Genomic DNA, 23,241 nt, shown 5'->3' with positions numbered 1-23,241 from the left:
ATTCATATTTAACAAAACGGCAATAGAGTAAACTTTTAATTCAATTGTCCGAACCTCCTGCAACAACGATTATTTTACTAAATCATTTAAATCATCAACAAACTCAGCAATTTCAGCGAGTAAATGTTTTCTCTGGTCTTCAGTTGATAAGGCATCCGCCGCTAACAAAAACGCTTGGTACTTATTACTATTTTCGATATTGCGTTGATTAAGAACATCACCACGATGCAACTCTGGCTCCATCAGTAGCTTGTTTAATCTAGTTTTGAAGCCATCGCCCCTGTCTGCATCATTAAATAATGCTCGTAATTGCGCTTGATATCGAACCCGATACTGCAACCATAACTCACCGTTTGAATGGAATTCACCGTACATGTTCTCAACAAGTTGCTCTTGTTCATAATTGAGTTTGCCTAACCAGCGTTTTAAGTTTCTTTTATTGCGCTTAACTGAGTCTTTTTGGCGCTTTTCAGGTGTCTTTGCGAGTAGCTCTTCTCTTTCATCAGCCTCCTCTTTATTCATTTTATCAATTTCTTTGAACATAGAGTTCACCTGATCTTGCGAAAGCAAAGGCGCCATGCCTACTAAGTCAGGGATAACCTTAATCTTTAAGCGCACCCAGTGGTCTGCCGCTTTTTGTCGATGGTAGTCTATTCTATCAAGACTCATTTGCTGGGTTCGAATATCGCCTGACAATTCGTTCAAGTGCTCGAGATACATAGGAAGTTCATTATTCTTGTGCCACAAAAGCCAGCTTCCTAACTTAGCATCGACCACTTTTTCTTGCTCTTTAGTTAACTCTACAAAGTCATCAATATACCAATAAGCCAACCAATCCACATTTTTATACACGAATTTTGTCGAGCAGCCAGATAAAAACAAGACTAAAACAATAATAATAATTTTTTTCACTCTCACCTGCTCCGTTTTGACCGCTTTGTTACTCTAATGTTACTACGACAATATGAATAATAAAGGTTTCAAATGCTAATAAATAAAGCAAGTTTCAGCGATTTATTATTGTTCAGCGTATTTTCTTTTCGCTAACCTATGCGCATCATCAGGGAAAGAGGTGGTTAAGGTTTGAGATAAGCTCGATGTTAGGCTCCAAAACAACGAGGAACTAAAAATACAGTGCGCTACTGAATAGCTCATGTTGCTCGTGTTAATAGCTCGTGTTAATAGCTTATGTTAATAGCTTATGTTCATTCTCTTTAGCCAATGCACCCACCACCAAGCTGGACCGATTAATAGGTAGCGTAAGTCTTCAAAAAATGACGGCTTTTTACCTTCAACGTGATGACCGATAAACTGCAATATCCACATCACCACAAACAAGCCTAAACTAAATATCCAAACAGAAACATCAAACATAATTAGTACGTTAACGAGACCAAACGCACTCAACGTAAGCAAGGTCATTGCCGCACCAATTGGGCCAGACAGCTTAAAATAATAATACAGCGTCGGAATAGCGAGAACATGCGCAAAGGTAATTTTCATTACTTGCATAAACTCAGGTACAGGAATGGACCATAGCAACCCGATAGTCACAAAGAAAATAGCAGGAACCGCAATGGCATGGATCATGATATTGATTCTATTGGTGTGACTTTCACCATATTTATTAATTAGTCGCTCTATTTCGCGCATTTTTTACCTCTTTATTATTTTTATATTTTTAGCTTATATTAACAATTAGTTTACAACGTGATCATGTAACGCTCAAGTAAACGTTCAAGTTGATTGTCATCGTCTTCAAACTGCATACCGTAAGCATGGAATTCTTTTTCAATCCGCACGTTTTTGACTCGGGCCGCAATTAACAGGGTTCTTTCGGCCAGTTCTACACAAAGTGTAATTTTTTCTTCACTTTGGATAACCTGAAGTACTGTTTTAAATGGAATTAGTAACTTGCAGCCATTTTTTGAGATATCGACAATTAATCCTTCTGCTTCTCGATTTTCCTGTTCATCTAAAACAACTTCGACCGGCACACCCGATATCGCTCGTTTTTGCGATCTCAGTCCGAGTTTCTGCAACACCGACGGAAAACTTGTAATTACCATCGGCAATGGTGAATAAATCACTTTTAAAACGCGCACTTTAAATGCCACGACTTCACCATAAGGTTCGTCCAGCACATACCTGATAACTACTTGCGTGTCGGGTTCGATTAAATGCGTAGTGTTGACTAACTCTGTTGATGCAGGATATCGAAACAACAAACATTGCTCGCCGTCGGTACCAAAGTAGGTTGTTCTTAGTCGAACAGGCTGTGCACGCGCAATTAATTGCATATCAGCCTCAGTGTTTGGCAACAAACATAGAAGTGCGTTGATATCAGCTGAGGATATTGACGGTTTCACTTGAATTCCTTTTTTACTCTACAACTGTTTGGCCACAAATAACTGCTAGCATGATAATATAGTCTCATCGCATCGCATACCTCGACTACCAAAGGCTTTTATTCATGACAGACACGCTCACTTACCATATCGTACCTGAAAATTTAGCTGAGCACGTTTTTAATGTCAAAATATCTATTCCGGCCTCACAACATGATGTTATCCATTTGTCGCTTCCTGCATGGATACCGGGTAGTTATATGATAAGAGACTTTTGCCAAAACATTCATTTAATAGAAGCGCGTTCGCCAACTAATGAAAAGCGGCCAATAAGCCAAATTGATAAACAAACATGGCTTGTACGAAACGCTGCATCAGGTTTAGAAATCTCGTATCAAGTTTACGCGTTTGATTTATCCGTTCGCGGCGCGTACTTATTTGACGAATACGCATTCTTTAATGGAACAAGCACTTTTTTAGAAGTACAGGAATTTACCGAAAACTCCACGGCCCCAATATCGGTGCAAATTGTAAATAACCAACTCGCTAGAAACTGGCAGATGTGTACGTCGTTAAAGCAACAATCTATTGTTGAGTCGCAAGGACATGCAACTCACCATTTTAGCTGTAACGATTACCAAGAATTAATTGATCACCCGGTCCTTTTAGGACTGGTTGAAAAACATACATTTGAAGTAGCAGGCACGCGTTTTCATTTGGTCTTTTCTGGAAAGACTGAAGCTGATGTTGAACGAATTTGTAATGATCTAAAACCCCTTTGCAAACATCACTTAGATTTATTTAACGGCTTGCCAGAAAACGACTATTGGTTTATCACGCTTTTATGTGAAGACGGTTTTGGTGGTTTAGAGCACCGTGCCTCTACCGCGCTTATGTTTCCCCGATTTCATTTACCTATGCGTTGTGAGTCCGATATCATACCTGAGCAATACCAGCAGTTTTTGAGTTTGTGCAGCCATGAGCTTTTTCATGCATGGAATGTTAAACGTATAAAACCTGAAATCATGATTTCGCCCGACCTAAGTTCTGAACAATACATGGAGCAACTTTGGATATATGAAGGTTTCACCAGTCTTTATGATGACCTGAGTTTGGCCAGAACTAAGTTGATTAGCGCCCAAAGTTACGCTGAAATACTGGGTCAGAATATGACACGAATGAACCGAACTCAAGGCCGACACAAACAAACCGTGACGCAATCAAGTTTTGAGGCTTGGAGCAAGTTTTATAAGCAAGACGCGGGGTCACACAATCACATTGTGAGCTATTACAATAAAGGGACGATTATTGCGCTGGCACTTGATATAACATTGCGACAACTCAGCAACAATCGTTACTCTATTGACCAATTAATGCAGTTACTGTGGTCACAATATGGTAAAGAAAACACAGGCACTGCCAACGATGTTATTCAAACGCTCTGCAAAGAACATTTTAATATCGATATATCTGGATTTCTTAATATAGCAATTTACACAACCATGGACCTGCCTATAGACACAATGATTCAGAGCATTGGCTTAAAATTAAATCTACGCAGCCGGACATCAGTTGATGATAAGGGAGGAAAAGCAAGTAAAGAGACCTTCAAAAATGCGTTTGGAGCAACCTTTAAGGACCATGGCAGTGGCATTGTATTGCAAACAATGTCTGATGGCTCTCCTATTGTTCAAGCGGGTGCTCAAATTGGTGATGTGATGATTGCTATGGGTCAATGGCAGATAAATAGTGGCAATTTGCAACGATTATTGGACAATCAACGGACTTCAACAGTTGAAATAACATTGCTACGACAAGGTCGCATCGTGATAGGCAACTTACCTATTCAGAGCGCTATTTATGATACCGTCTATTTTACTATCGAAAATCCAAACCTATTTGACACTTGGATAGCAGGAACAGTCACGTTGTAATGCAGTGCCCACTCAATGAACGCGCTTAGTAATAGCCGGCTGCTGCAGTTGCTTGGGATTGCCGGCTATTCAGCTTCTGTTAGGTCAACCAGCAGTGCTGGATCCAAGCGCTCTTTAAACCAATTTATCCGCCAATCAAGATGTGGACCGGTTACTCGGCCAGTCGCACCCATTTCTGCAATCTTTTGACCTTGTTTTACCATATCCCCTGGCTTAACAACGATCAAAGAAAGGTGAATAAACGTCGATGAAACACCCAGACCATGATCAATAATAAGAGTACCACCAGAATAGTACATATCAGCATGCGTCAGAGTAACCACGCCATCTAAAGGTGCTTTGATGGCAGTTCCGACCGGTCCAGCAATATCTAAGCCGAAGTGTGGTCGTTTAGGTTCACCATTGAACACGCGTTGACTACCAAAAACACCTGAAATTACCCCTTTGGCAGGCAAGATAAGTGCTTTTGTGAACGCAGTAAGTTCAGAACTTGTTGCCCTTGCTGTGGCAATTTGCACATTGTCGTTTCGAATCCGCTCTAGCACTTCTTTTGGCGGAGAAACATACTTTGAGGCAACACCCTCTATGCGCTGTATATTGTATTCACGTTTCGCTAGTTTAAGGTTTTTTTGCTTACGACTAGTTTGACCGGGTAATTGCCACTCCAGTTTTTGCGTTAAAGCGGCATCACGCCCAAAACCAACTACAAAATCGCCTGATAATAAAATATTAATGCGCTTATTGTTAAGCCACACAACACTGCCGCTTGGCAGTTTCCCACGTAACAAGGCCCCTTGCGTTAAGCTGCCATTCAAAACAAGTTGCGATGTTAATTGTGCAACAGCTTCAGATGGTAAATCTTTTGGCGTCAGCTCCTGTAGGTCGGTTGTGTCCGTTTTCTTATTATCAACAGTGAGTGTCTCAAACGCTAATACGCGAGCATTTTTTGTGTTAATGTTTTCAGCAAGTACGTTTGTATTGAAAATAATGCCAGCGCAAATAATGCCACTGCAAATAATGCTACCTAAGCCTGGCTTTACGCCAACATAAATTTGGTTTTTTGCACTGTTATTCATCGGCAACAATAGCACCCTTGCCAACACCTTCAAATGCTCTGACTTCTAATGTCATGCCTGACATCGTTTTCAATTCATCAAACATAAATTGGGCTAAACATTCAACGGTTGAATCCGTTTCAATAATTTCACATGCCTCTTTTTCAATCGCCATTTCGAATTCACCCTGCGATGATTGGTACTTAAAACAATAAAAATTGTCAGCATGTATGTTGTCATGTTGAAAACTTAATTGACTGGGCGAAACTAAATCTTCTTTTGTGCCTATATAAATATCAGCCCATCTCTTTGCCCAATAATTTTGCCATTTTTGACTTTCTTTTCCATTTTCAAAAACCAATACTTTTGATCGATGCCCATGTGCAATACGTTGGCAATTTCCATCGTGTTTTTTGAGTCCGTGTGTATAGTGATAAAAATCTGTTGGGATAGCCTCTTCACGTAAAAAAAGCTCTACAGAGTGCACATTTTCTGGTAGGTGAGTTTTTATGACCTCTTTTAAATACTCAGTTACTGAACTCATATTTACTTCATCAGCATACACAAATGCATATGCTTCAGGAGGGCAATACAAATGCAGACTTTGCGCGTTTTCAGCGCCTTCGTGATGATAAAAAAAGTCAACTTGAACTCGCTCATTAGAATCATCGTGAGTAATCGTGGTGCATGCATGTTCAGCAGGCACTACTAACTTATGATCAACATAGTCATCAATCACATGCTTGAGCTCTTTTTTCACTTTGCCGAAATCTTGCACCATGCTCTCTTCGTTCAATCCGCCATTTAGCAGAATATCGACAATCCAGCTTTCACCTACCATTCCTCGTTTTGGGCAAAGGTAGGAGAAATCCATAACGGTCAAGTCGTTTACGAATAATTTCATATCAGCAATTATTTCCCTTTCGTTGCGCGTAGCAACTGGTCTTTTAAATTGGGTGGAATACCGCGAATTGTCAATGTGTCGGTGTGCGGATCGTACAAGATTCGTTCACCTAATAATGGACGATCGAAGTTGATGGTCACGCCACCTCCGGCACCACTAAATTTTGCCAATGACTTAATAGCTGCGCGATCTGGTTGAAAGCGCTGCTCTAATGGCACTTCCTGTTGGTCATTAAATAGCGTAAAAGATTGACCAGAGTCTTCATCTTTTGGTAAAAACTGAGCGATTTCCTCGACCGTAACATCCTCACCTTCAACTACTCTTTCCTTAAAATAGCTGGCTACTGAGCCACGATGCTGATTTTTTTCATATGCATCGCATTGTTCTTGAGACAAATAATCATCGACATTTTGCATTAATTGTTTGTTTTGCTGCTTAACGTCGACCTTCTCTTCGCAACCAATGTAGTGCATAAAGAAATCTGATACTTTACGACCCATGCGACCTTTCAAGAAACTGATATATCTGAATTGCTCAGGCGTTACTTGCCATTGCGTAATGTCAATTCGCACCGCTAATTGCATCTTACTAAAATCTAAGTGGTCGCTGTAATCTAAATCCATCTGTTGATTCACAGCAACATGCTGTTTAGTGTCTATAAGCGCAATAAGCAAATATTGCGTAGCCAAATATTCATATTGACTGAATATTAGAAACCCTGTTTCTATCATTTCATCTTTAGCTAGCGTTTGTAGTAAGAATTCGCCGCTCTTGACACTAAATGCATGGAAGTCCATTTCACTTTGTAGTACCTGTGACAAATCTGCAGAAAAAGTATTTTCAGTTTCTTGTACAAACCCTCCAACACCCTTTCCAGGCTTACTATTAAAGGTTGTATGAAGCTGCTGTGCTAACGTTTCTATTTCTTTACTAGGCTCAAAACAACTCGTTCGAGGAATAAAGTGAAGCTTGCCATCGTCAGACAAATTTAAACGATGAACAACAAATTGGTGAATGAGTGCACTCATATACTTAAAAGGCTACCTTATTAAATGTGCTAAAATATTGGATTAGTATAGTATTTACCGTAGTTTACCGTTAACCACCGCCACAATAAACCTAGATTTCCAAACAATTGTTTGTGAATGAATAGAGTGCCATTATAATGAGCATTCTGGAGATGGTTAATTGTAACCAGTTTTTCATTAAAAATCACAGGACAGATTAATGCCACAACAATCCCGATACTCTGATAAAGAGTTTGAAGCGGCTATGCAAGACGTTTTCGTCGCCTTAGAACAAAATAATGCAAACAGAGATTTGTCGTTAATGGTACTGGGCAATGTGTTATCTAATATCTTCACGCAACAAGTCGTTCAAGAAAAGAGAGACGCGATGGTGGCACAATTTTGTGATGTATTAAAAAGAGCAGTCAAAGGGAATTAACAGCTACTATGATTTTTAATGAATCACCACGACGTAAACAAATAAACGAACTCGTTGCTTGGGGCCATTGGTTTGCCCTTGCCAACATTCTAATGGCGCTGGTCATATCCTCAGTGTATTTGTTGTCATCGCCCATATCAAGCACCCCCATCAGTATTATTTATATGTTCGTGACTTGGATTGGACACATCAGTTTTATTACTTTCTTTGGTTTCGTTGTTTTACTATTACCGCTATGTTACAAAATTAAGCAGCCTAGAATATTACGTGTTTTTGGGTCAGCTATCGCTGCTATTGGTCTTGCCCTACTCGCTTTTGATGCGCTGCTTTACAATAAAACAGGGTTTCACATTAGCTTTAGTTCAGCGGCTCTGGTGCGCAGTGAAACAGAAGGACATATGGGTGCATTTAATTGGCTCCAATGGTTCTATTTGTTATTGCTTGTTGTCGTCTGGTTAATGTTTCAACTGGTGCTGGCGAACGCAATACATAAACGCATAAAACGATTCATGAAGGTACACATAGGAATTTACGCCAGTAGTGCCTTTGTATTCTGTTTTGTCGTTAGCCACGCTATTCATGTATGGGCCGACGCAAAATTATATGCGCCCGTATTACAGCAAGATAATATGCTTCCTTTGTCCTACCCTGCAACAGCTAAGACATTGATGTCACGCATCGGTGTTTTTGACCTGCAAGACTATAAACAACGTCAAAATTTACAGTTTAACGATGATAATTATTCTTTTGATTATCCACCAAAGCCGATTTATTGCTCGGTCGATGCGACCCAAAAATTATTATTTTTAAGTTTGCGCAATGACACTTTATCCTTTGTGCCTGAGGGCTTAATGGACAACGGCTTCCATTTTGTTAGTAGCACTTTGAAAAGTGATTATTTAATGTCTGTTGTATATGGCTTACCTCAGGGTTTCTTGCCTAGCGTTGCCAATACGCAGCCTGTCACACTGGCACTGTCAAAGGCATTTAACCTCGACGTTAGCATGTACAATCATAAAACGAGCAATCAAGATGATGCTGAGAACAAGCCATTTTATTCAAGTAATTGGAATTCATTTATTAGCAAACTTAATGAACAATCCAGTGGTTTATTCATGGCAACCGTGACCAATCAAGAGTTAGCTTCAATTGATTTAAAAGCGCTTAGCTTATCCACCAAGATCCTATTTGTAGCGAAGCCTGAAGATAGCGCCTTTCACAAGCTGTATAGTAACCTACCGCTCAAAACAGACATGTCGACAACAGAAGATATTGCCCCCACTATATTAACCGAATTAGGTTGTAACGCTGCGCCAGATAACTATTCTATCGGCCAAGCATTACAATCACCAACGCGAGCTTGGGCGGTAAGCACGCAAGGTAGACACTTAATAGTGGTGCATAAAGGGTTAATTACTGAGGTTAGCAAGAATGGTAGTTTTGAAATTCGAGATTACATGACAAATGAAAAAGTGTTGACTGAAATTGACACAAATCTATTGAGTCGCTCAATTAAGCATATTACTGAGTTTTCAAAACAGTAAATTCACGCAATGACTTGATAATAAGTAAAAAGCGGACACTTTTTAGCATCCGCTTTTTATTGTCAAGAGTTCTTAAAAGCGCGCACGCACGCCAATACTAAACGAACGACTTGATAACGGTGCTGCGTCTTTTAAGTAAGATGAATGAACTCTGGCTTCCTGATTTGTTAAGTTATCTCCTTTTATGTAAATCGTCATATCTACATTATCCAGAGCAAGGTAGTAATTAGCAGACGCGGAAACCATTGTATAACCTCTGGTATCAGTTTCATTCATCGCTATTTTATCTTGTTTACTATTTCGAATAACCTCCATCTCGGTATGCCAATTGCCAGATTCATAATGAGCCGACGAACCAATTCTCATCGGAGGAATTCTAGGTACATTAAGACCTGAAGCTAACTTAGCTCGGGTGTAATCGGTAAATGCTTCTATACGCCAGTGGTCGTTTAAGTGCCAATCGATTTGAGCTTCGTAACCATATAGTTTGGCGTTTTGTTGAGCAAATACAACAACAGGTAAACCGCCAGCTTCATCTGCAGATTCTCCCAAAGTAGCAACTTGGTCAGCAAACACTTGTGATGAAACTAACCCTCCATCACTAAACACTAAGTTAGTAAAATCTTCGAAAATGTAGTTGTCAACTTGGTTGTGGAAAATACTGACGCTTGCATTCAAATCATCTGTGTTAAAACGATAGCTTAAGTCAACGTTATTGGATACCTCTTTATCCATATCGTTTGCAGTTTGAACAACAGTCTGTTGATCATTATTGTTAGTTATCTCAAAGCCACCACCAATTTCATAAGTGCCCGATCCGATGTGCGGCCCATATGAGAAAAATTCAGATGCAGAAGGTGCGCGTTCTGAGTAAGCATAGTTAAACGCTAACGTGTTGTCACTATCAATTTTGTAAACAACACCCGCAGATCCAGACAGTGCAACATAATCGGTATCAGCAAAGGCAATACTTTGCTGCGGATCACGTGCAGCAAAAAAGTCATTATTAACAGTATGAGTTACTTGCTCAATTCGGGTGCCTATTTGCCATATAAATGCGCCAGTTTGGCGTTCTTCCATTAAAAATAGGGCAAGACTGTCTGTTTTCGTTGGCGGTGTGAAAGCCTCTTCACCAATGGCCTCAAAATCACTATTGTTGTAATGTAGACCTAACACACCCTTCCAACCAAACACAGCCACATGCTCGCCCCACAGTCTAGACTCTATGCTCTCGTTTTTAAACGTAGTGCCAACCTCGACCACGTCAATTTCAGAATGCTCGTAGTCTGTATAAGCATTTTGCCAATGCACCGCGTTTACAAAGCCGTCTAAATTATTCCAGTCGACAACACCTTGATACCTGTCCTGTTTTAATTTTATAAATACGCCTTCTTCTCCGGGTAAGCCATACTCAGAATTCATTTTTCCATATGCCAGCGCAACAACCGTGTCATCTTGAATCCAACCAGCACCCAGATTATACCCATCTGCGTCCATAGCAGAGTTAGACAACTTAGTGCTACCACCTTGCTCGTTTATGTTTGCTGGCACCGGAATTTTATAATCGTTGGTGCTGCGATTGTATGCATCTAGGTGCACTACAAAATCGCCTACCCCTGCGTTTAAATCTGTTGAAATTGTTGTAGCGTCCGCAACGTTGTCGTATTGCGCAAAAACTTCACCAATAAGGCCTTCCTGCCTAGTGACTGGTAGTCGATTATCCACAACATTTACCACGCCACCAATTGCACCACTGCCGTATAGCAGAGTGGCTGGTCCTCTCAGTATCTCAATTTGGCTTGCTGTAGAGGTTTCGGTAGATACTTGATGATCGGGTCCAACACGCGATGCATCAGAGGCACCTAGGCCATTTTGCAAGACTTTGATACGAGGACCATCCAAACCACGAATGATCGGGCTGCTCGCCACTGGACCAAAATACGAACTATGAACACCAGGCACATTTTTGAGGGTCTCGCCTAACGTTGCAGCCTGATGTTGATCTAACTCTTCTCCACTGAGGATTGTCACGGGTACACTGGATTCTAGTATTGTGCGCTGAAAAGGCGATGCGGTGATTAATATTGTCTCTATGTCACTTTCATCTTTTTGAATCTTTTTTTCTACTGCATCTGAATTTTGGCTTAACGCTGCAAAAACAGCTAGAACGATCGCCGAATATTTTACTTTCATTATATATTATCTCTAAATTACAAATCAAAACTCACTGAGCTATCAAAAGATACCCAGTATTAACAAATGGTTATGCTATGAATTTCAGAGAAATAAAGGCGGGTCTCTATTGCCAAATTGAGCTTTGAATAGAGAGTAAAAAGGCCAATAACGTAGTTCAATTGGAGTATAGGTTTTTCGTTCAATGTCAAAAAACGTAACGTTAACTGGTAAAGCGTGTTCAAAATCAAAAGAGCTCAAACATAACTGGCATTGTTGCTCACTCTGCAGTGCATGAGCGAAACGGTGACATTCAGAAAAAACAGAAAATAGGACAATGATCACCAGTAAATATTTCAACAGTGATTTTTGCTTTCTTAAATAGTGTGAAGTAAATAAATGCATATTTGTTATAATATAACGTCTAATTAAGAATCTGTCGACAGTTAAGATTGATAAGATCTGCATTGATGCTTCCTGAGTGTTGAGCGACTAAACAAGCCCTGATTCATCGACTCACTTAATAAATCCAATTAAGTCATTCACACAATTTATTAAGTAAAACACCGAATAGATTCTTAGCAACATATAGGTAATTGTGTTGTTAGCTCACATGGAATTTTTAAAGGAAACTGTTCATGAAAACAAAGAAAGGGCAAATCTATCAAACTAGTTTGGTCTATTAATCATGAGTATTTATAACAAAATTGTTGTCGCAATTGATTTCAATGCTGAGTATGAAAACGTGGTGCAGCGAGCAATAACTGTTTGTTAATTAACTGAAGACGTGAACTTGCTTTATGTGGCTATGCCAATAGTTTATCTCCAACCGCTTTTATATAGAGGTGAATTTGATACCACAACTGATTCTGAAAACCTTGCCAATGCGAAAGAAAGGTGAGAGCAAATTGCAGAACTTCTACCTTACGTCCATTCATAATTCACAGAATCCATACATACTGACCAATGGAGTTTTAATTTATGAGCCGCGGCTAATAAAAATTCACTTTTCATCTTATCAACTTCTTTTTATGCCGAATTTTCTGAATTAAAACGACAAAATCAAAAAAGTCAGCTGCCAATTAGCATACAAGTTAGGCCGTTATTATTGTCCAGAGGCTGTGACTCCTCTTTATCGACGTTAGTTTACAGGAGAGCGACTTAGCCTGAAATTCAGCAGTACTCGTCTGTGTTGGTTCTATGAATTCAGGATTAAACCAGACAACCTCACGAAGACCTGCCTCTATTGCAGCTTCAACGTCTGATAGCTTATCTCCCACCATCATACTATTAGCAAGGCAGATATTGTGTTTAGAGGCCGCGGTTTTAAGCATACCGGCTTTAGGCTTTCTGCATTCGCACATTTTTTTATATTCTGGGAGCTTTGCTTCGGGGTGATGTGGACAAAAAAGAACGTCATCAATGATAGCGCCACGCTTCGTAAATTCACAAAGCATCCATACACTTAACGCTTCAAAGTCAGACTCGGTATACATACCGCGACCAATACCAGACTGATTGGTAACCACAATGACTTTATAGCCCTGTGCATTTGCACGTTGAACAAGATCAAAAATACCTTGCATGAAATCAAAGTCGCTGGTTCGATAAACATAACCGTGATTGACATTTATCACGCCATCTCGGTCTAAAAATAGCGCCTTGTTCATAATTCGTTCTCTATGTCAGTTGAATCTTTCTCTAACGCGTTATCATGCGCAACACCATTCTCAGGCGCGTCTACATCCGTTGAGTCACTGAGCGTCGCTTTGTTACCTTCAGCGCCTTTACTTTGTTGCCAAACTGTAATCACAAAATCCGCGGTTACTTGCATCAATCTGATCTGGATTAACGCACGTTGTGTGTCATTTGTTTTCCAGTAAAAAGGGGTCATTTTTAACAATGCCAAACGTACCTCCGCACTATTTAAGGAAACACTGAAGCCAATATGATGCTGTTGAATAATCTCGAATCCGGTCAGAACTGCACTATGCTTTTGATGAAACTCGGGTTTTTCATACACTATTTCTTTCAATTCAAACAAATGTTTTGGTGCTGGATCTACCGTAATAAGAACACCATTGGAATGCAAAATTCGTGCATATTCGCCCGCGCATGCTGGTGCAAAAACTTGTAAAATAATATCTTGTGAGCTGTCCAAAACAGGGATGTTTATAGTGGAGGCAACAACTAATTGTTTATGCTTATTTCTCTTTGCTGCGCTGATCACTGCCGCTTTAGAAATATCGTGTCCTGCAAATACAAAAGGAGTCGTCGCAGTGTCCTTGTTAATACGTAAATCTGCACTTAAATCTGCACTTAAGTTAGCGTCTACAAGTTGCGCAGAAAGCTCGGCAAGATAATGCCCCTCACCACAGCCTGAATCGTATACTTTGAGGGGCATCCCAGTCGTATTAGACGAGTTACACGGCACAAAAAAACCAGCTGTATCTCGCATAGCTACGCAGCGTATTACTTCGGACAGTCTTATCACGAGAGGCGCATACGGTTTTTCGGCAAAAAAAGTAGTTCTGGCAGCGACCATTTCAACATCATCGCCAGGCATTTTAGATCGCTTGTTTTGCACTGGTAGCAAATTAACATAGCCCTGCTTTGCTTTATCAAAACTATGATTATTTTCACATAACCACGTTTTCAAGAGTCTGCCAGGCGCATCGGTTTGATGTGTTTTTAGAGGTAATTTACAAAGTGGGCATTGCCACATAATGATGAAAGCTTCGTTTGTTAATATAAGGGCATGGTATCACACCCTCATACAATCTCAGAAGCGACGTTAGCCGTGTTTATAGGCATTGAAGATGCTAGAGAAGTCTAAATTACCATTACCTGCATTGCCATGCATTTGGAATAACGACTTAGCCAATTGACCCAAGGGTACGACGGATTGATTATTTGCCGCTGTGCCCATAGCTAAGCCCAGATCTTTGTTCATTAGATCAACCAAAAAACCACCTTGATAATCATTTGATGATGGCACATTAGCCATCACACCAGGGCAAGGGTTATACAGCTCTAATGTCCAATTCCGTCCTGAACTTTGCAACATAATATCGGACATGACTTTAGGGTCTAAACCATTGTCGATGCCCAATTGCAGCGCTTCTGATGTACCCGCCATTAAAATTGCGAGTAACATGTTATTGCATATTTTAGCCACTTGACCCGCACCAATGCCACCAGCATGAAATATATTCTTGCCCATCGCTTGCAAGCAACCTAGAGCTTCATCAAAATCAACTTTCTCGCCACCCACTATAAAAGTTAAGGTACCCGCTGCGGCTCCAGCCACACCGCCCGATACCGGCGCATCAATAAATCGATGACCGTGTGCCTGTAGTTGTGCACCAATACTTTTGGCGGTGCTTGATTCTATCGTACTGCAATCGATAAATAAGGACTTCGCTGAAATATTATTTACAATACCGTCTTGGTCAAAATAAAGGGATTCAACGTGTTTGCCTGCTGGCAGCATAGAAATAATGATATCTGCACTCTCAACGGCCTGTTTAACACTGTTACTTGGTGTTGCGCCAGCCTCGGCTAACAACTCTACTTGTGAACCAACAAGATCGAAAACGGTGACGTTGAACTGTGCTTTGACCAAGTTTTTAGCCATGGATGCTCCCATGTTACCTAACCCGAAAAATGCAATCTTCGCCATACTAACCTCCATAAGTTTGTTCAAGTTGATGCAAAGGATTCGTCGCATCATCGAAATAAGTGAAATGTTTATGGATCAAACTTGTCGGTACATCATCACAATTTTCATATAACCATTCAGGTGTAAAATCCTTGTCAATCAACAAAGCTCTGACACCCTCTTCAAATTCTCCATACATCCCACAACATAACGCTACACTAAGTTCTTGTCTAAAACAGTCAGCTAAGGTGCAGCCTCTGCCCCGCTTTAGTTGTTCGAATATTATATTGGCAGTGATCGGGCTGCCACTTTGCAGTGTTTTTAGCGCTTTCAACCACCATCTAGCATCTTCTGTAGAGCTAACCATAATCGCTAATTGCGCGACGACTGCAGACAACGATGGCGCATCAGCTAATTGTTGAAAACGCTTAAAATTGGGTTGAAGTTTCGCATCAACCGAACTAAATTCGGGCTCATCAACTAATTGTAATGCGGATAAAGCAACGTCAATGTCTTGCGCAGACACCTCATTCATATGTATTAACTCAGTTAGCAATGCTTGCTTGCTTTCAGACCCAAGCTTATGACTAGCAAGATTCACATCGAAGGCATCGCGGCCATTGAAACTAGCGCCAGTTAAGGCTAAAAACAAGCCAACACCCGCTGGCATTTTATTTAGAAAATAACTGCCACCAACATCAGGGAATAATCCGATACTAATTTCGGGCATCGCGAACCTCGACGTATTTGTGGCTATGGCAAACTTAGACGCAGCGAATAAACCTAAACCACCGCCCATTACAATACCACTGCCCCAAGTAATGATCGGTTTTGGATAGGTATGTATACAATAGTCGAGACTGTATTCCTGAGTAAAAAAGTCAGTAAAAAACTGAGGCGGATGCTCAAGTTTCAACTTGCCTTTAAGCTGCTGCTCAGTGCGAATAAGTTTCATTGATTGATACAATGAAACCACATCACCACCAGCACAAAAAGCTTTGTGACCTGAGGCATCAATGAACACTGCCACTACCGAATCGTCATCGCGCCATTGCGCCAAGGATGCTGTCATCAACTGCACCATTTCGAGATCCAAGGCATTTAACGATTTTTCTTTATTAAGGGTGATAACGCCTATGTATTCGCCAGATTTGTTACGTGAAAGTAATTTAGTTTCAATAACTGCCATAACTAAAGCACTTCAATATTGGATGATATTAAACGACGTCCGATAATAACGCGCATAATTTCATTTGTACCCTCAAGTATTTGATGCACTCTTACATCACGCACGTGACGCTCCAATGGATACTCTTTGATATAGCCGTAACCCCCATGAATTTGCAATGCTTGATTACAAACATCGAAACCCACATCGGTAGCAAAACGCTTTGCCATTGCGCAGTATGTGCTTTTATCAGGGTGGTTATTATCTAGTTTACTTGCGGCTAGGCGCACCATCTGGCGAGCGGCAACTAATTCAGTTGCCATGTCAGCAAGTTTAAATTGCAGCGCTTGAAAGCTAGCTAATGGTTTACCAAATTGTGTTCTTTCTTGCATGTAAGCTTGTGCGGTATTCAACGCTTGTTGCGCCGTACCAATTGAGCAGGTAGCGATGTTCACGCGACCACCATCAAGCCCTTGCATTGCAAACTTGAAACCTTCGCCCTCATTGCCAAGTAATGCACTGGCACTGACTTCAACATTAACAAACGTAATCATTCTTGTTGGCTGCGCATTCCAGCCCATTTTTTCCTCTGCTTTACCGTATTCGACACCTTTGGCATCCGCAGGTACTACAAATGCAGAAACACCGCTGGCACCGGCTTCACCTGTTCGAGCCATAACGACCAGAACTTGAGTTGCTCCCGCACCAGAAATAAACACTTTAGCGCCATTTAGCACATAACCTGACTCTGTTTTCTTAGCGCTGGTGCGCATTGAAGCAGCGTCAGAGCCTGAACCCGGTTCAGTTAAACAATAACTCGCAATGGTTTCACCTGTCACCAATGTTGGCATCCACGTTTCTTTAACTTGCGCTGTACCCCATGTCGCAATCATCCAAGTTGCCATATTATGAATGGTTAGCATCGCAGTCGTCGTGGTGCATCCCGTAGATAACTGTTCGAATATAATCGAAGAATCAAGGCGAGATAGACCTAAACCACCTTCATCTTCCGGAGTATACAAGCTACAAAAACCGAGTTCACCGGCTTTTTGAATTGCTTCGATTGGGAAGTAATGTTCTCGATCCCATTTTGCCGCAAAAGGCGCAAGCTCCTGGTCGGCAAATTGTCTAGCTGTTGCAGCGAAGGCGGTTTGGTCTTCATTTAATTCAAAATTCATATGTTACTCGCTCTTTTTAATCACTCTTCGTCAACAGCTAGGCTGAGAAGCGGATTAACACGCTATTACTGGGTCAAGCAATACCGTGTTAAATGATATGCTATTACTTTAACTCAATAGTCATATTTGGACCTGAAGGAATGTCGTCATCCAACCAGCGAGCGGTAATTGTTTTTGTTTCTGTGTAAAAGCGCACGCCCTGTTTACCATACGCATGTAAATCACCATAAAACGAATTTTTCCAGCCGGTAAATGAGAAAAATGGCAGTGGCACTGGAATAGGCACATTAATGCCCACCTGCCCTACCTCTATTTCGCTTTGATATTTGCGTGCAGCAGCGCCGCTAGCCGTAAATATAGATGTACCGTTGCCGAATGGATTAGCATTCACCAGCGCAATAGCCTCTTCAAGTGTGTTGACGACCATGCAACATAACACTGGACCAAAAATTTCTTGTTGATAAATACTCATCTCAGCGGTTACATCAGAAAACACAGTGGGACCAATCCAGTTACCGTTTTCATATCCTTCCAAGGTAAAACCAGAACCGTCAACCAGACAGGTTGCGCCTTGTTGTTTTCCCTCTGCTATCATTGCCAATACTTTGGCTTTCGCCTGCGGGCTTATTAGTGGTCCGTAGCCTGCGTCTTTGTCGTTCCAAAGTCCTGGTTTAACGTCAGCTATCTTTTTCGCTAATTCAGGGATCCAATCGACAGTGTCACCAACAAATACCGCAACTGAAATTGCCATACAACGTTGTCCAGCTGCACCAACACTTGCACCGACTAAATTATTCAACACAAACTCTTTATTGGAATCAGGCATAATCACGGAATGATTTTTGGCACCAGCAAAACATTGCGCACGTTTCATGTTGTCCGTTGCTGTTTTATAAATATGCTGACCAACCGGCACACTACCGACAAACGAGACAGCCTGTATGGCGTCATGTTCGAGCAAATAATTAACTTGGTCTTTGCCGCCATGCAGCACGTTTAACAAGCCTTTAGGGGCACCAGCTTCCATAAAAAGTTCCGCTAATTTCATGGGTGTATTAGGATCTTGTTCTGAGGGCTTCAAAATGAATGTATTACCGCATGCAATTGCCATTGGAAACATCCACAGTGGGATCATGGCTGGAAAATTGAAGGGTGTGATACCCAAACAAACACCCAACGGTTGGATCATACTATAGGTGTCAATATTTGTAGCAACATTCTCAACAGTCTCTCCCATCATCATGGAACAAATATTGGCCGCTTGCTCAACCACTTCAATTCCGCGCCAAACGTCGCCCTTAGCATCAGCAAAGGTTTTACCCGTTTCTTGTGCAAGAATAGTTGCTATTTCATCATGATTTTCTTTCAGTAAATGCTGATAACGCATCATCAGACGCGCACGTTCAGGCACGGGTATCTTTTTCCACGTTTTAAAAGCGGTGGTTGCTGCACTTACCGCTTGTTCCATTTCAGCAACCGTTGCGCAAGGTGCATGCGCAATAACTTGGTTGTTCGCCGGATTTGTCACTTCAATAAAATCAGTAGTTGTAGACTGGACAAATTGTCCATCAATTAATTGAGCAATCTTGTTCATAGTAGACCTTAGGATGATTTAAACAGTGAGTGTGCCGTTTCAGTAATTCGACTTTACCATTACGTAAACGTCAAGTATAGACGAGCCACTTATTTTTTGTGAAATTATTGTGAAATTATTGTTATGGAACGGCTGTCTGACGACTAATTGATTAGGATCGATAGACCTATGTATTTTGGTGCATACCCAAAAACAGCACAAATTTCGTTCAACTTGGAGCATCAATTGATAGACTGTCAACAATGATACAAATAGGAAGTTGATGTGATGAAGCAGAAAATCAAAATCGCAATCGTCGAAGACAACACAACTGCTCGGCTAAATCTGCGCAGCAATCTGTTGTCTATGGGCGAGTTTGATATTGCGAGTTATACCAACGGCAAAGAGTTAAGGAATGGCTTAAGAACGATGAACTTTGATGTTGTTGTTATCGACTTCCATTTAGGTCAAAACAAAAATGGTGTCGAATGGATACAGTATCTGACAGAAGCGAAGCTGATTAAACCTTCAACCGGTATTGTGTTTTTAACATCGGATCGCTTGCCACAAACAATTAGTCAAATCCTAGATATTCACCCTGATATCCTGATTATCAAACCTTACACCATAAAAACATTGCACACGTCGATGAATCATTACCTAAGCATTCGTTCAAAAATAAAACCTGCACTTGAATATCTAGATAACGAACAGCCGGAAAAAGCACTCAAGTTTGTGGATGACTCATTGCAAGGCAGTTTGAGCAAGCGCGCGCGCGCCGACTTTATTAAACTTAAAGGGCGTTTACTGATTAGTGAACAACGCTACACTGATGCAGTCGCACTTTACCGCAATATATTAGAACGTTCATCTAATGTGCTCTGGGCGCATTGGGGATTAATTAAAAGTGAGTTTTTATCTGGACAATGGCGTCATTGCCAAAACATGCTAGATAGCTTAATTAGCGACCAATTAACTAAAGACAAGGCCTATGAATGGATGGCGTGTGTTGAAATTGGCAAAGAAAATTATGATTTGGCAGAAAAAATTCTGGATAATATTAAGGAAAATGACCTCACCATTCCAGCTACCAAGCTAAAAGTGCTCGCCTACAAAATGCAAGGCCGGAGTGAAGAAGCGATTAAGCTATTAGAAAAAAAACGACAAAGTAATTTTACCGTTAAAGAACGCTTTGACGAGTACACTATTGAACTCGCTCGATATCACTTACAACTGGCTGAAAATTCTGTAATGAACGAGCGAGCTCCAAAGCTACATGCGGCGAAATGCTTAATTGGCAATGCGAGTAGAAGTATTCTTGATAACCAAACGCAACATCAACGTGACTTTATGCTTGCTCTTGCAAGTTTATTGGAAGGCGATAAACAAAAAGCGGAACGCATTATTTTAGACAAAACCGTCGGCGATGCGAAAAACGCAAAACTAACGACCATGGTAGATGCAATTAAAGTCTGGTTTGGCTTGGGTAAAGAAGATAAAGCACGTGAAGTTTGGAACGAAGTAGACCGCAAACTATCGGCTAAAGATGATCAAATTGATCAAATATTAGCCGGTAGTCTTATGCTAGAAACAGAAAAGTCATTGGGTCTATCAGAAGAAAAGGCGAAACGCGTTAACGATCAAGGGATGGTTCTCTACCTCGGTAATCAACTTAACGACGCTATTGAACTATTTTATAAAGCACGTCAATTAGACTCAAGCGTTCCTGCTTTTACGCTTAATTTATTACAGTGTTTAAGCGACATTAAAAAGGCTGAGTATAAAGATCAAAAAACCTTAGTGCTGGTAGACGAACTGAAAGACAAGCGCCTATCTGAATCCAACAAAAAACGTTATAACTTGATTAGGAAAAAGATAAATGAATTTCCTGAAGCCTATCGGATGTCTGATTATGAAGAACATATGTCTGAAGACGTTGCCTAGAAAAATATCTCATGTGACCCTGTCGCCTTGTTACTTTTACAATTAATTATAAAATTTTCATTATTTTAACGCTAAATTGCTGACTATTGTTGGCTCGCTGTTACACTACGTCAACGACTTAATGAAGAGAATAACATGTCCAACACGTTCTATGACTTAGATTACGTTGCTAACAATGGCAATACAGTCCCACTGAAGCAATATGAAGGCAAAGTGGTACTAATTGTTAACACTGCAAGCAAATGTGGGTTTACGCCGCAATATGACGGTTTAGAAGCTCTGTATAAAACACACAAAAATAGTGGGCTTGAAGTTATTGGCTTCCCTTGCGACCAATTTGGTCATCAAGAGCCTGGATCAGATAGCGATATTGCACAATTTTGCGAGATGCGATTCAATCTATCTTTCCCCCTTTCGAAAAAAGTAGAGGTCAACGGTGACAACGCAGCACCTATTTATAAACTTTTAAAGGATGCTGCACCGGGTGTTTTAGGGAGTAAACGAATTAAATGGAATTTCACTAAGTTTTTGGTTAACAAACAAGGTGACGTTATTAAACGCTACAGTCCCACTACCACACCCGAACAGATGGAAGCTGACATCACTGCCGCATTAAAAGCGTAATTTACACCCCGGCATTACTGCATTAGTCTTTCTTAATGATTAAATGGAAATACTTACCGAGCCACATGTAGGGTTCGGTTGCCCCATATTTGATCTCTAATGCAAGTATTTTGTCATACTCATCAATTTGCTTACTACGGTCTTGTAAGTAATCGTGAAAGCACCTTATCCCTGCTTTATGCTCGATTGTATAAGTAGGATATTTATGCTTAATATAGTGCAGAATTTCACTTGGGTGTTGCGCATTGTGTGGATTTAATCTAACTTGATTGCGGGCTTTCAATCCGGCCTCAATATAATCAAAATTTCCCCAAATAGCATTATTGAACAAAGCGGCATCGCGATTAAAGAAACTCAAAGATAATCGACCACCTTGGCGCAATTGAGTAAATAACTTGTCAATAATCACTAGTGGCTCTTGTAACCATTCAAGCACTGCATGACAAAGAACAACGTCGAATTGTTGCGGATAGTCAAGTGACAATATATCTGTTTGTTCAACACATATATTCGTTGCGCCAGCTAGACGTTGTTTTGCAATATCGAGCACCTCTTCTGATCCATCGCATAAGGTGACTTGGTGACCCGCTTGCGCAAATTCTAATGACATCATACCTGTTCCACCGCCAGCATCTAAAACAGCTAAATTCTGCGGTGAATGAATTAACGCAGATAAATAATGCAGTAACATCTGATGACGCAAACGCCCTTTGCTGGTGCCATAGATATTGTTGTCAAACTTATTCGCAATACCGTTAAAAAATGTGTCTGTCGGCGTAACTACTTTTCTATCTTTCATGTTTTATCGTGAACACCTAATGTCTTAATAAAATTTTTATACAATTTACGTTGACCCCATTCTTACATCGATTTATCAAGCCCTAACAACGAATTACGTGTTAATGCGAAATACCGATCTGAAAACAACCATTATGCCGGATTATGAATATCAACAAACTCAACCTCAATGTCCGGTAGTGTATTTAAATACTCACCTATTGCTTTAACACCATAGCGTTCAGTCGCATGATGACCCGCCGCAAAATAGTGAATATCGAGCTCTCTCGCACTATGCGTAGTTTGCTCTGATATTTCCCCAGAAATAAACGCATCAACACCTAATTCTGCACAAGCATCGATATAACCTTGTCCCCCGCCAGTGCACCATGCGACTCGCTTAATCGGTTTATTGGAGCGACCACTCACATGCAGTATTTCTCGATTTAGCGCGGTCGCAATTTGTTTTTGAAAGGTGGTCGCACCGGTCTCCAACGCAAGCTCTCCTGACATTACAATGCCACTTGGTTTCACTGTGGGATGCGACTGAATATCACTCACGTTCAATAAATTACCTAATTGTGCGTTATTGCCAAGGGTTGGGTGTATATCAATAGGCAGATGATACGCTAACAAATTAATATCGTGCATTAAAAGTGATTTAATTCGGCGCATTTTAATACCCGTAATCGGCTGTGACTCGCCTTTCCAAAAATAACCATGATGCACTAAAATGCAATTGGCTTTGCGTTTTATTGCTTCATCAATCAATGCTTGGGATGCTGTAACGCCCGTAATTACTTTGCTAATTTCGTCAGTCCCTTCCACTTGTAGTCCATTTGGACAATAGTCATTAACTGTATTTGGCAGTAGCAAATCGTCAATTAATCTAATAAGTTCATGTCTTCTCACA

At 40.7% G+C, this 23,241-nt stretch carries 20 protein-coding genes; 5 read left to right on the top strand and 15 right to left on the bottom strand.

From position 1 onward, the window contains the following. Positions 1-69: 69 nt before the first annotated feature. From CXF81_RS18235 to CXF81_RS18225, 3 genes are all read right to left on the bottom strand, one after another. Positions 70-912, bottom strand: coding sequence for a DUF6279 family lipoprotein (locus CXF81_RS18235; RefSeq protein WP_101182831.1), 843 nt, complete (start codon positions 910-912; stop codon positions 70-72). 279 nt (positions 913-1,191) lie between these two features. Next, entirely contained in the window at positions 1,192-1,653 is a 462-nt protein-coding gene (locus CXF81_RS18230; protein WP_101182830.1) for a DUF962 domain-containing protein, read from the bottom strand. A gap of 50 nt (positions 1,654-1,703) precedes the next feature. After that, the gene (locus tag CXF81_RS18225) at positions 1,704-2,369 is read right to left on the bottom strand and encodes a flagellar brake protein (protein ID WP_101182829.1); all 666 of its coding nucleotides are present in this window, start codon (positions 2,367-2,369) and stop codon (positions 1,704-1,706) included. Positions 2,370-2,473: 104 nt separating this feature from the next. On the opposite strand from CXF81_RS18225, the gene CXF81_RS18220 reads away from it, so the two are divergent. Next, positions 2,474-4,282, top strand: a complete 1,809-nt coding sequence (locus tag CXF81_RS18220) for a M61 family metallopeptidase (RefSeq protein WP_101182828.1) — start codon at positions 2,474-2,476, stop codon at positions 4,280-4,282. A gap of 65 nt (positions 4,283-4,347) precedes the next feature. Here the strand turns inward: CXF81_RS18220 and CXF81_RS18215 are convergent, their stop codons facing one another. Genes CXF81_RS18215 through yejK form a run of 3 tightly spaced genes read right to left on the bottom strand, consistent with a single transcriptional unit; the run spans position 4,348 to position 7,269 of the window. Continuing rightward, positions 4,348-5,358: a M23 family metallopeptidase gene (locus tag CXF81_RS18215; protein WP_232771991.1), complete on the bottom strand. Its 1,011-nt coding sequence runs from the start codon at positions 5,356-5,358 to the stop codon at positions 4,348-4,350. Continuing rightward, entirely contained in the window at positions 5,351-6,241 is an 891-nt protein-coding gene (locus CXF81_RS18210; protein ID WP_101182827.1) for a 6-carboxytetrahydropterin synthase, read from the bottom strand. Before CXF81_RS18210 ends, CXF81_RS18215 begins: the two co-directional genes overlap by 8 nt. An 8-nt stretch (positions 6,242-6,249) precedes the next feature. Next, positions 6,250-7,269 (bottom strand): nucleoid-associated protein YejK, encoded by a 1,020-nt coding sequence (yejK, locus tag CXF81_RS18205; RefSeq protein WP_101182826.1) that lies wholly within the window; start codon positions 7,267-7,269, stop codon positions 6,250-6,252. A 199-nt stretch (positions 7,270-7,468) separates the two neighbouring features. On the opposite strand from yejK, the gene CXF81_RS18200 reads away from it, so the two are divergent. Continuing rightward, complete coding sequence (locus CXF81_RS18200; RefSeq protein ID WP_101182825.1) at positions 7,469-7,687, top strand: DUF1414 domain-containing protein; 219 nt, start codon at positions 7,469-7,471, stop codon at positions 7,685-7,687. Positions 7,688-7,695: 8 nt separating this feature from the next. Beyond that, the gene (locus CXF81_RS18195) at positions 7,696-9,231 is read left to right on the top strand and encodes a DUF3413 domain-containing protein (protein WP_101182824.1); all 1,536 of its coding nucleotides are present in this window, start codon (positions 7,696-7,698) and stop codon (positions 9,229-9,231) included. Between the two features lie 72 nt (positions 9,232-9,303). Here CXF81_RS18195 and CXF81_RS18190 read toward each other — a convergent pair whose 3' ends face one another. The 7 genes from CXF81_RS18190 to CXF81_RS18150 form a co-directional block, all read right to left on the bottom strand. Then, complete coding sequence (locus tag CXF81_RS18190) at positions 9,304-11,424, bottom strand: TonB-dependent receptor (RefSeq protein ID WP_101182823.1); 2,121 nt, start codon at positions 11,422-11,424, stop codon at positions 9,304-9,306. 1,073 nt (positions 11,425-12,497) lie between these two features. Continuing rightward, positions 12,498-13,073, bottom strand: a complete 576-nt coding sequence (gene gmhB, locus CXF81_RS18175; RefSeq protein ID WP_101182821.1) for a D-glycero-beta-D-manno-heptose 1,7-bisphosphate 7-phosphatase — start codon at positions 13,071-13,073, stop codon at positions 12,498-12,500. Next, complete coding sequence (locus CXF81_RS18170) at positions 13,070-14,128, bottom strand: putative RNA methyltransferase (RefSeq protein WP_101182820.1); 1,059 nt, start codon at positions 14,126-14,128, stop codon at positions 13,070-13,072. Before CXF81_RS18170 ends, gmhB begins: the two co-directional genes overlap by 4 nt. 69 nt (positions 14,129-14,197) lie before the next feature. Next, complete coding sequence (mmsB, locus tag CXF81_RS18165; RefSeq protein ID WP_101182819.1) at positions 14,198-15,085, bottom strand: 3-hydroxyisobutyrate dehydrogenase; 888 nt, start codon at positions 15,083-15,085, stop codon at positions 14,198-14,200. A 1-nt stretch (position 15,086) separates the two neighbouring features. Further along, a complete protein-coding gene (locus CXF81_RS18160; RefSeq protein WP_101182818.1) occupies positions 15,087-16,253 on the bottom strand; it encodes an enoyl-CoA hydratase/isomerase family protein in 1,167 nt (388 codons plus the stop codon). A 2-nt stretch (positions 16,254-16,255) separates the two neighbouring features. Continuing rightward, a complete protein-coding gene (locus CXF81_RS18155) occupies positions 16,256-17,410 on the bottom strand; it encodes an acyl-CoA dehydrogenase family protein (RefSeq protein WP_101182817.1) in 1,155 nt (384 codons plus the stop codon). Positions 17,411-17,513: 103 nt separating this feature from the next. Further along, positions 17,514-19,004, bottom strand: coding sequence for a CoA-acylating methylmalonate-semialdehyde dehydrogenase (locus CXF81_RS18150; protein ID WP_101182816.1), 1,491 nt, complete (start codon positions 19,002-19,004; stop codon positions 17,514-17,516). 267 nt (positions 19,005-19,271) lie between these two features. Between CXF81_RS18150 and CXF81_RS18145 the strand changes: the two genes are divergently transcribed. Together CXF81_RS18145 and CXF81_RS18140 are read left to right on the top strand one after the other, a co-directional pair. Next, positions 19,272-20,927, top strand: a complete 1,656-nt coding sequence (locus CXF81_RS18145; RefSeq protein ID WP_232771989.1) for a response regulator — start codon at positions 19,272-19,274, stop codon at positions 20,925-20,927. Positions 20,928-21,062: 135 nt separating this feature from the next. After that, positions 21,063-21,551: a glutathione peroxidase gene (locus CXF81_RS18140; protein WP_101182814.1), complete on the top strand. Its 489-nt coding sequence runs from the start codon at positions 21,063-21,065 to the stop codon at positions 21,549-21,551. Positions 21,552-21,573: 22 nt separating this feature from the next. Here CXF81_RS18140 and CXF81_RS18135 read toward each other — a convergent pair whose 3' ends face one another. Both CXF81_RS18135 and CXF81_RS18130 read right to left on the bottom strand, forming a co-directional pair. Next, positions 21,574-22,350 (bottom strand): methyltransferase domain-containing protein, encoded by a 777-nt coding sequence (locus CXF81_RS18135; protein ID WP_101182813.1) that lies wholly within the window; start codon positions 22,348-22,350, stop codon positions 21,574-21,576. A gap of 131 nt (positions 22,351-22,481) precedes the next feature. After that, positions 22,482-23,240: a Nif3-like dinuclear metal center hexameric protein gene (locus CXF81_RS18130; RefSeq protein WP_101182812.1), complete on the bottom strand. Its 759-nt coding sequence runs from the start codon at positions 23,238-23,240 to the stop codon at positions 22,482-22,484. Position 23,241 lies beyond the last annotated feature (1 nt).

The organism is Glaciecola sp. 33A, from assembly GCF_002836745.1.
Taxonomy (GTDB): Bacteria; Pseudomonadota; Gammaproteobacteria; order Enterobacterales; family Alteromonadaceae; genus Glaciecola.
Note: the sequence above shows the minus strand (reverse complement) of the source record. Positions and strands in the feature narration are given on the sequence as shown.

Excerpts from the sequence above, each read along its gene's own strand:
- CXF81_RS18230 (WP_101182830.1), bottom strand. The coding sequence starts at position 1,653 with ATGCGCGAAATAGAGCGACTAATTAATAAATATGGTGAAAGTCACACC.
- CXF81_RS18220 (WP_101182828.1), top strand. The coding sequence starts at position 2,474 with ATGACAGACACGCTCACTTACCATATCGTACCTGAAAATTTAGCTGAG.
- CXF81_RS18215 (WP_232771991.1), bottom strand. The coding sequence starts at position 5,358 with ATGAATAACAGTGCAAAAAACCAAATTTATGTTGGCGTAAAGCCAGGC.
- CXF81_RS18210 (WP_101182827.1), bottom strand. The coding sequence starts at position 6,241 with ATGAAATTATTCGTAAACGACTTGACCGTTATGGATTTCTCCTACCTT.
- yejK (WP_101182826.1), bottom strand. The coding sequence starts at position 7,269 with ATGAGTGCACTCATTCACCAATTTGTTGTTCATCGTTTAAATTTGTCT.
- CXF81_RS18200 (WP_101182825.1), top strand. The coding sequence starts at position 7,469 with ATGCCACAACAATCCCGATACTCTGATAAAGAGTTTGAAGCGGCTATG.
- CXF81_RS18195 (WP_101182824.1), top strand. The coding sequence starts at position 7,696 with ATGATTTTTAATGAATCACCACGACGTAAACAAATAAACGAACTCGTT.
- CXF81_RS18190 (WP_101182823.1), bottom strand. The coding sequence starts at position 11,424 with ATGAAAGTAAAATATTCGGCGATCGTTCTAGCTGTTTTTGCAGCGTTA.
- gmhB (WP_101182821.1), bottom strand. The coding sequence starts at position 13,073 with ATGAACAAGGCGCTATTTTTAGACCGAGATGGCGTGATAAATGTCAAT.
- CXF81_RS18170 (WP_101182820.1), bottom strand. The coding sequence starts at position 14,128 with ATGTGGCAATGCCCACTTTGTAAATTACCTCTAAAAACACATCAAACC.
- mmsB (WP_101182819.1), bottom strand. The coding sequence starts at position 15,085 with ATGGCGAAGATTGCATTTTTCGGGTTAGGTAACATGGGAGCATCCATG.
- CXF81_RS18160 (WP_101182818.1), bottom strand. The coding sequence starts at position 16,253 with ATGGCAGTTATTGAAACTAAATTACTTTCACGTAACAAATCTGGCGAA.
- CXF81_RS18155 (WP_101182817.1), bottom strand. The coding sequence starts at position 17,410 with ATGAATTTTGAATTAAATGAAGACCAAACCGCCTTCGCTGCAACAGCT.
- CXF81_RS18150 (WP_101182816.1), bottom strand. The coding sequence starts at position 19,004 with ATGAACAAGATTGCTCAATTAATTGATGGACAATTTGTCCAGTCTACA.
- CXF81_RS18145 (WP_232771989.1), top strand. The coding sequence starts at position 19,272 with ATGAAGCAGAAAATCAAAATCGCAATCGTCGAAGACAACACAACTGCT.
- CXF81_RS18140 (WP_101182814.1), top strand. The coding sequence starts at position 21,063 with ATGTCCAACACGTTCTATGACTTAGATTACGTTGCTAACAATGGCAAT.
- CXF81_RS18135 (WP_101182813.1), bottom strand. The coding sequence starts at position 22,350 with ATGAAAGATAGAAAAGTAGTTACGCCGACAGACACATTTTTTAACGGT.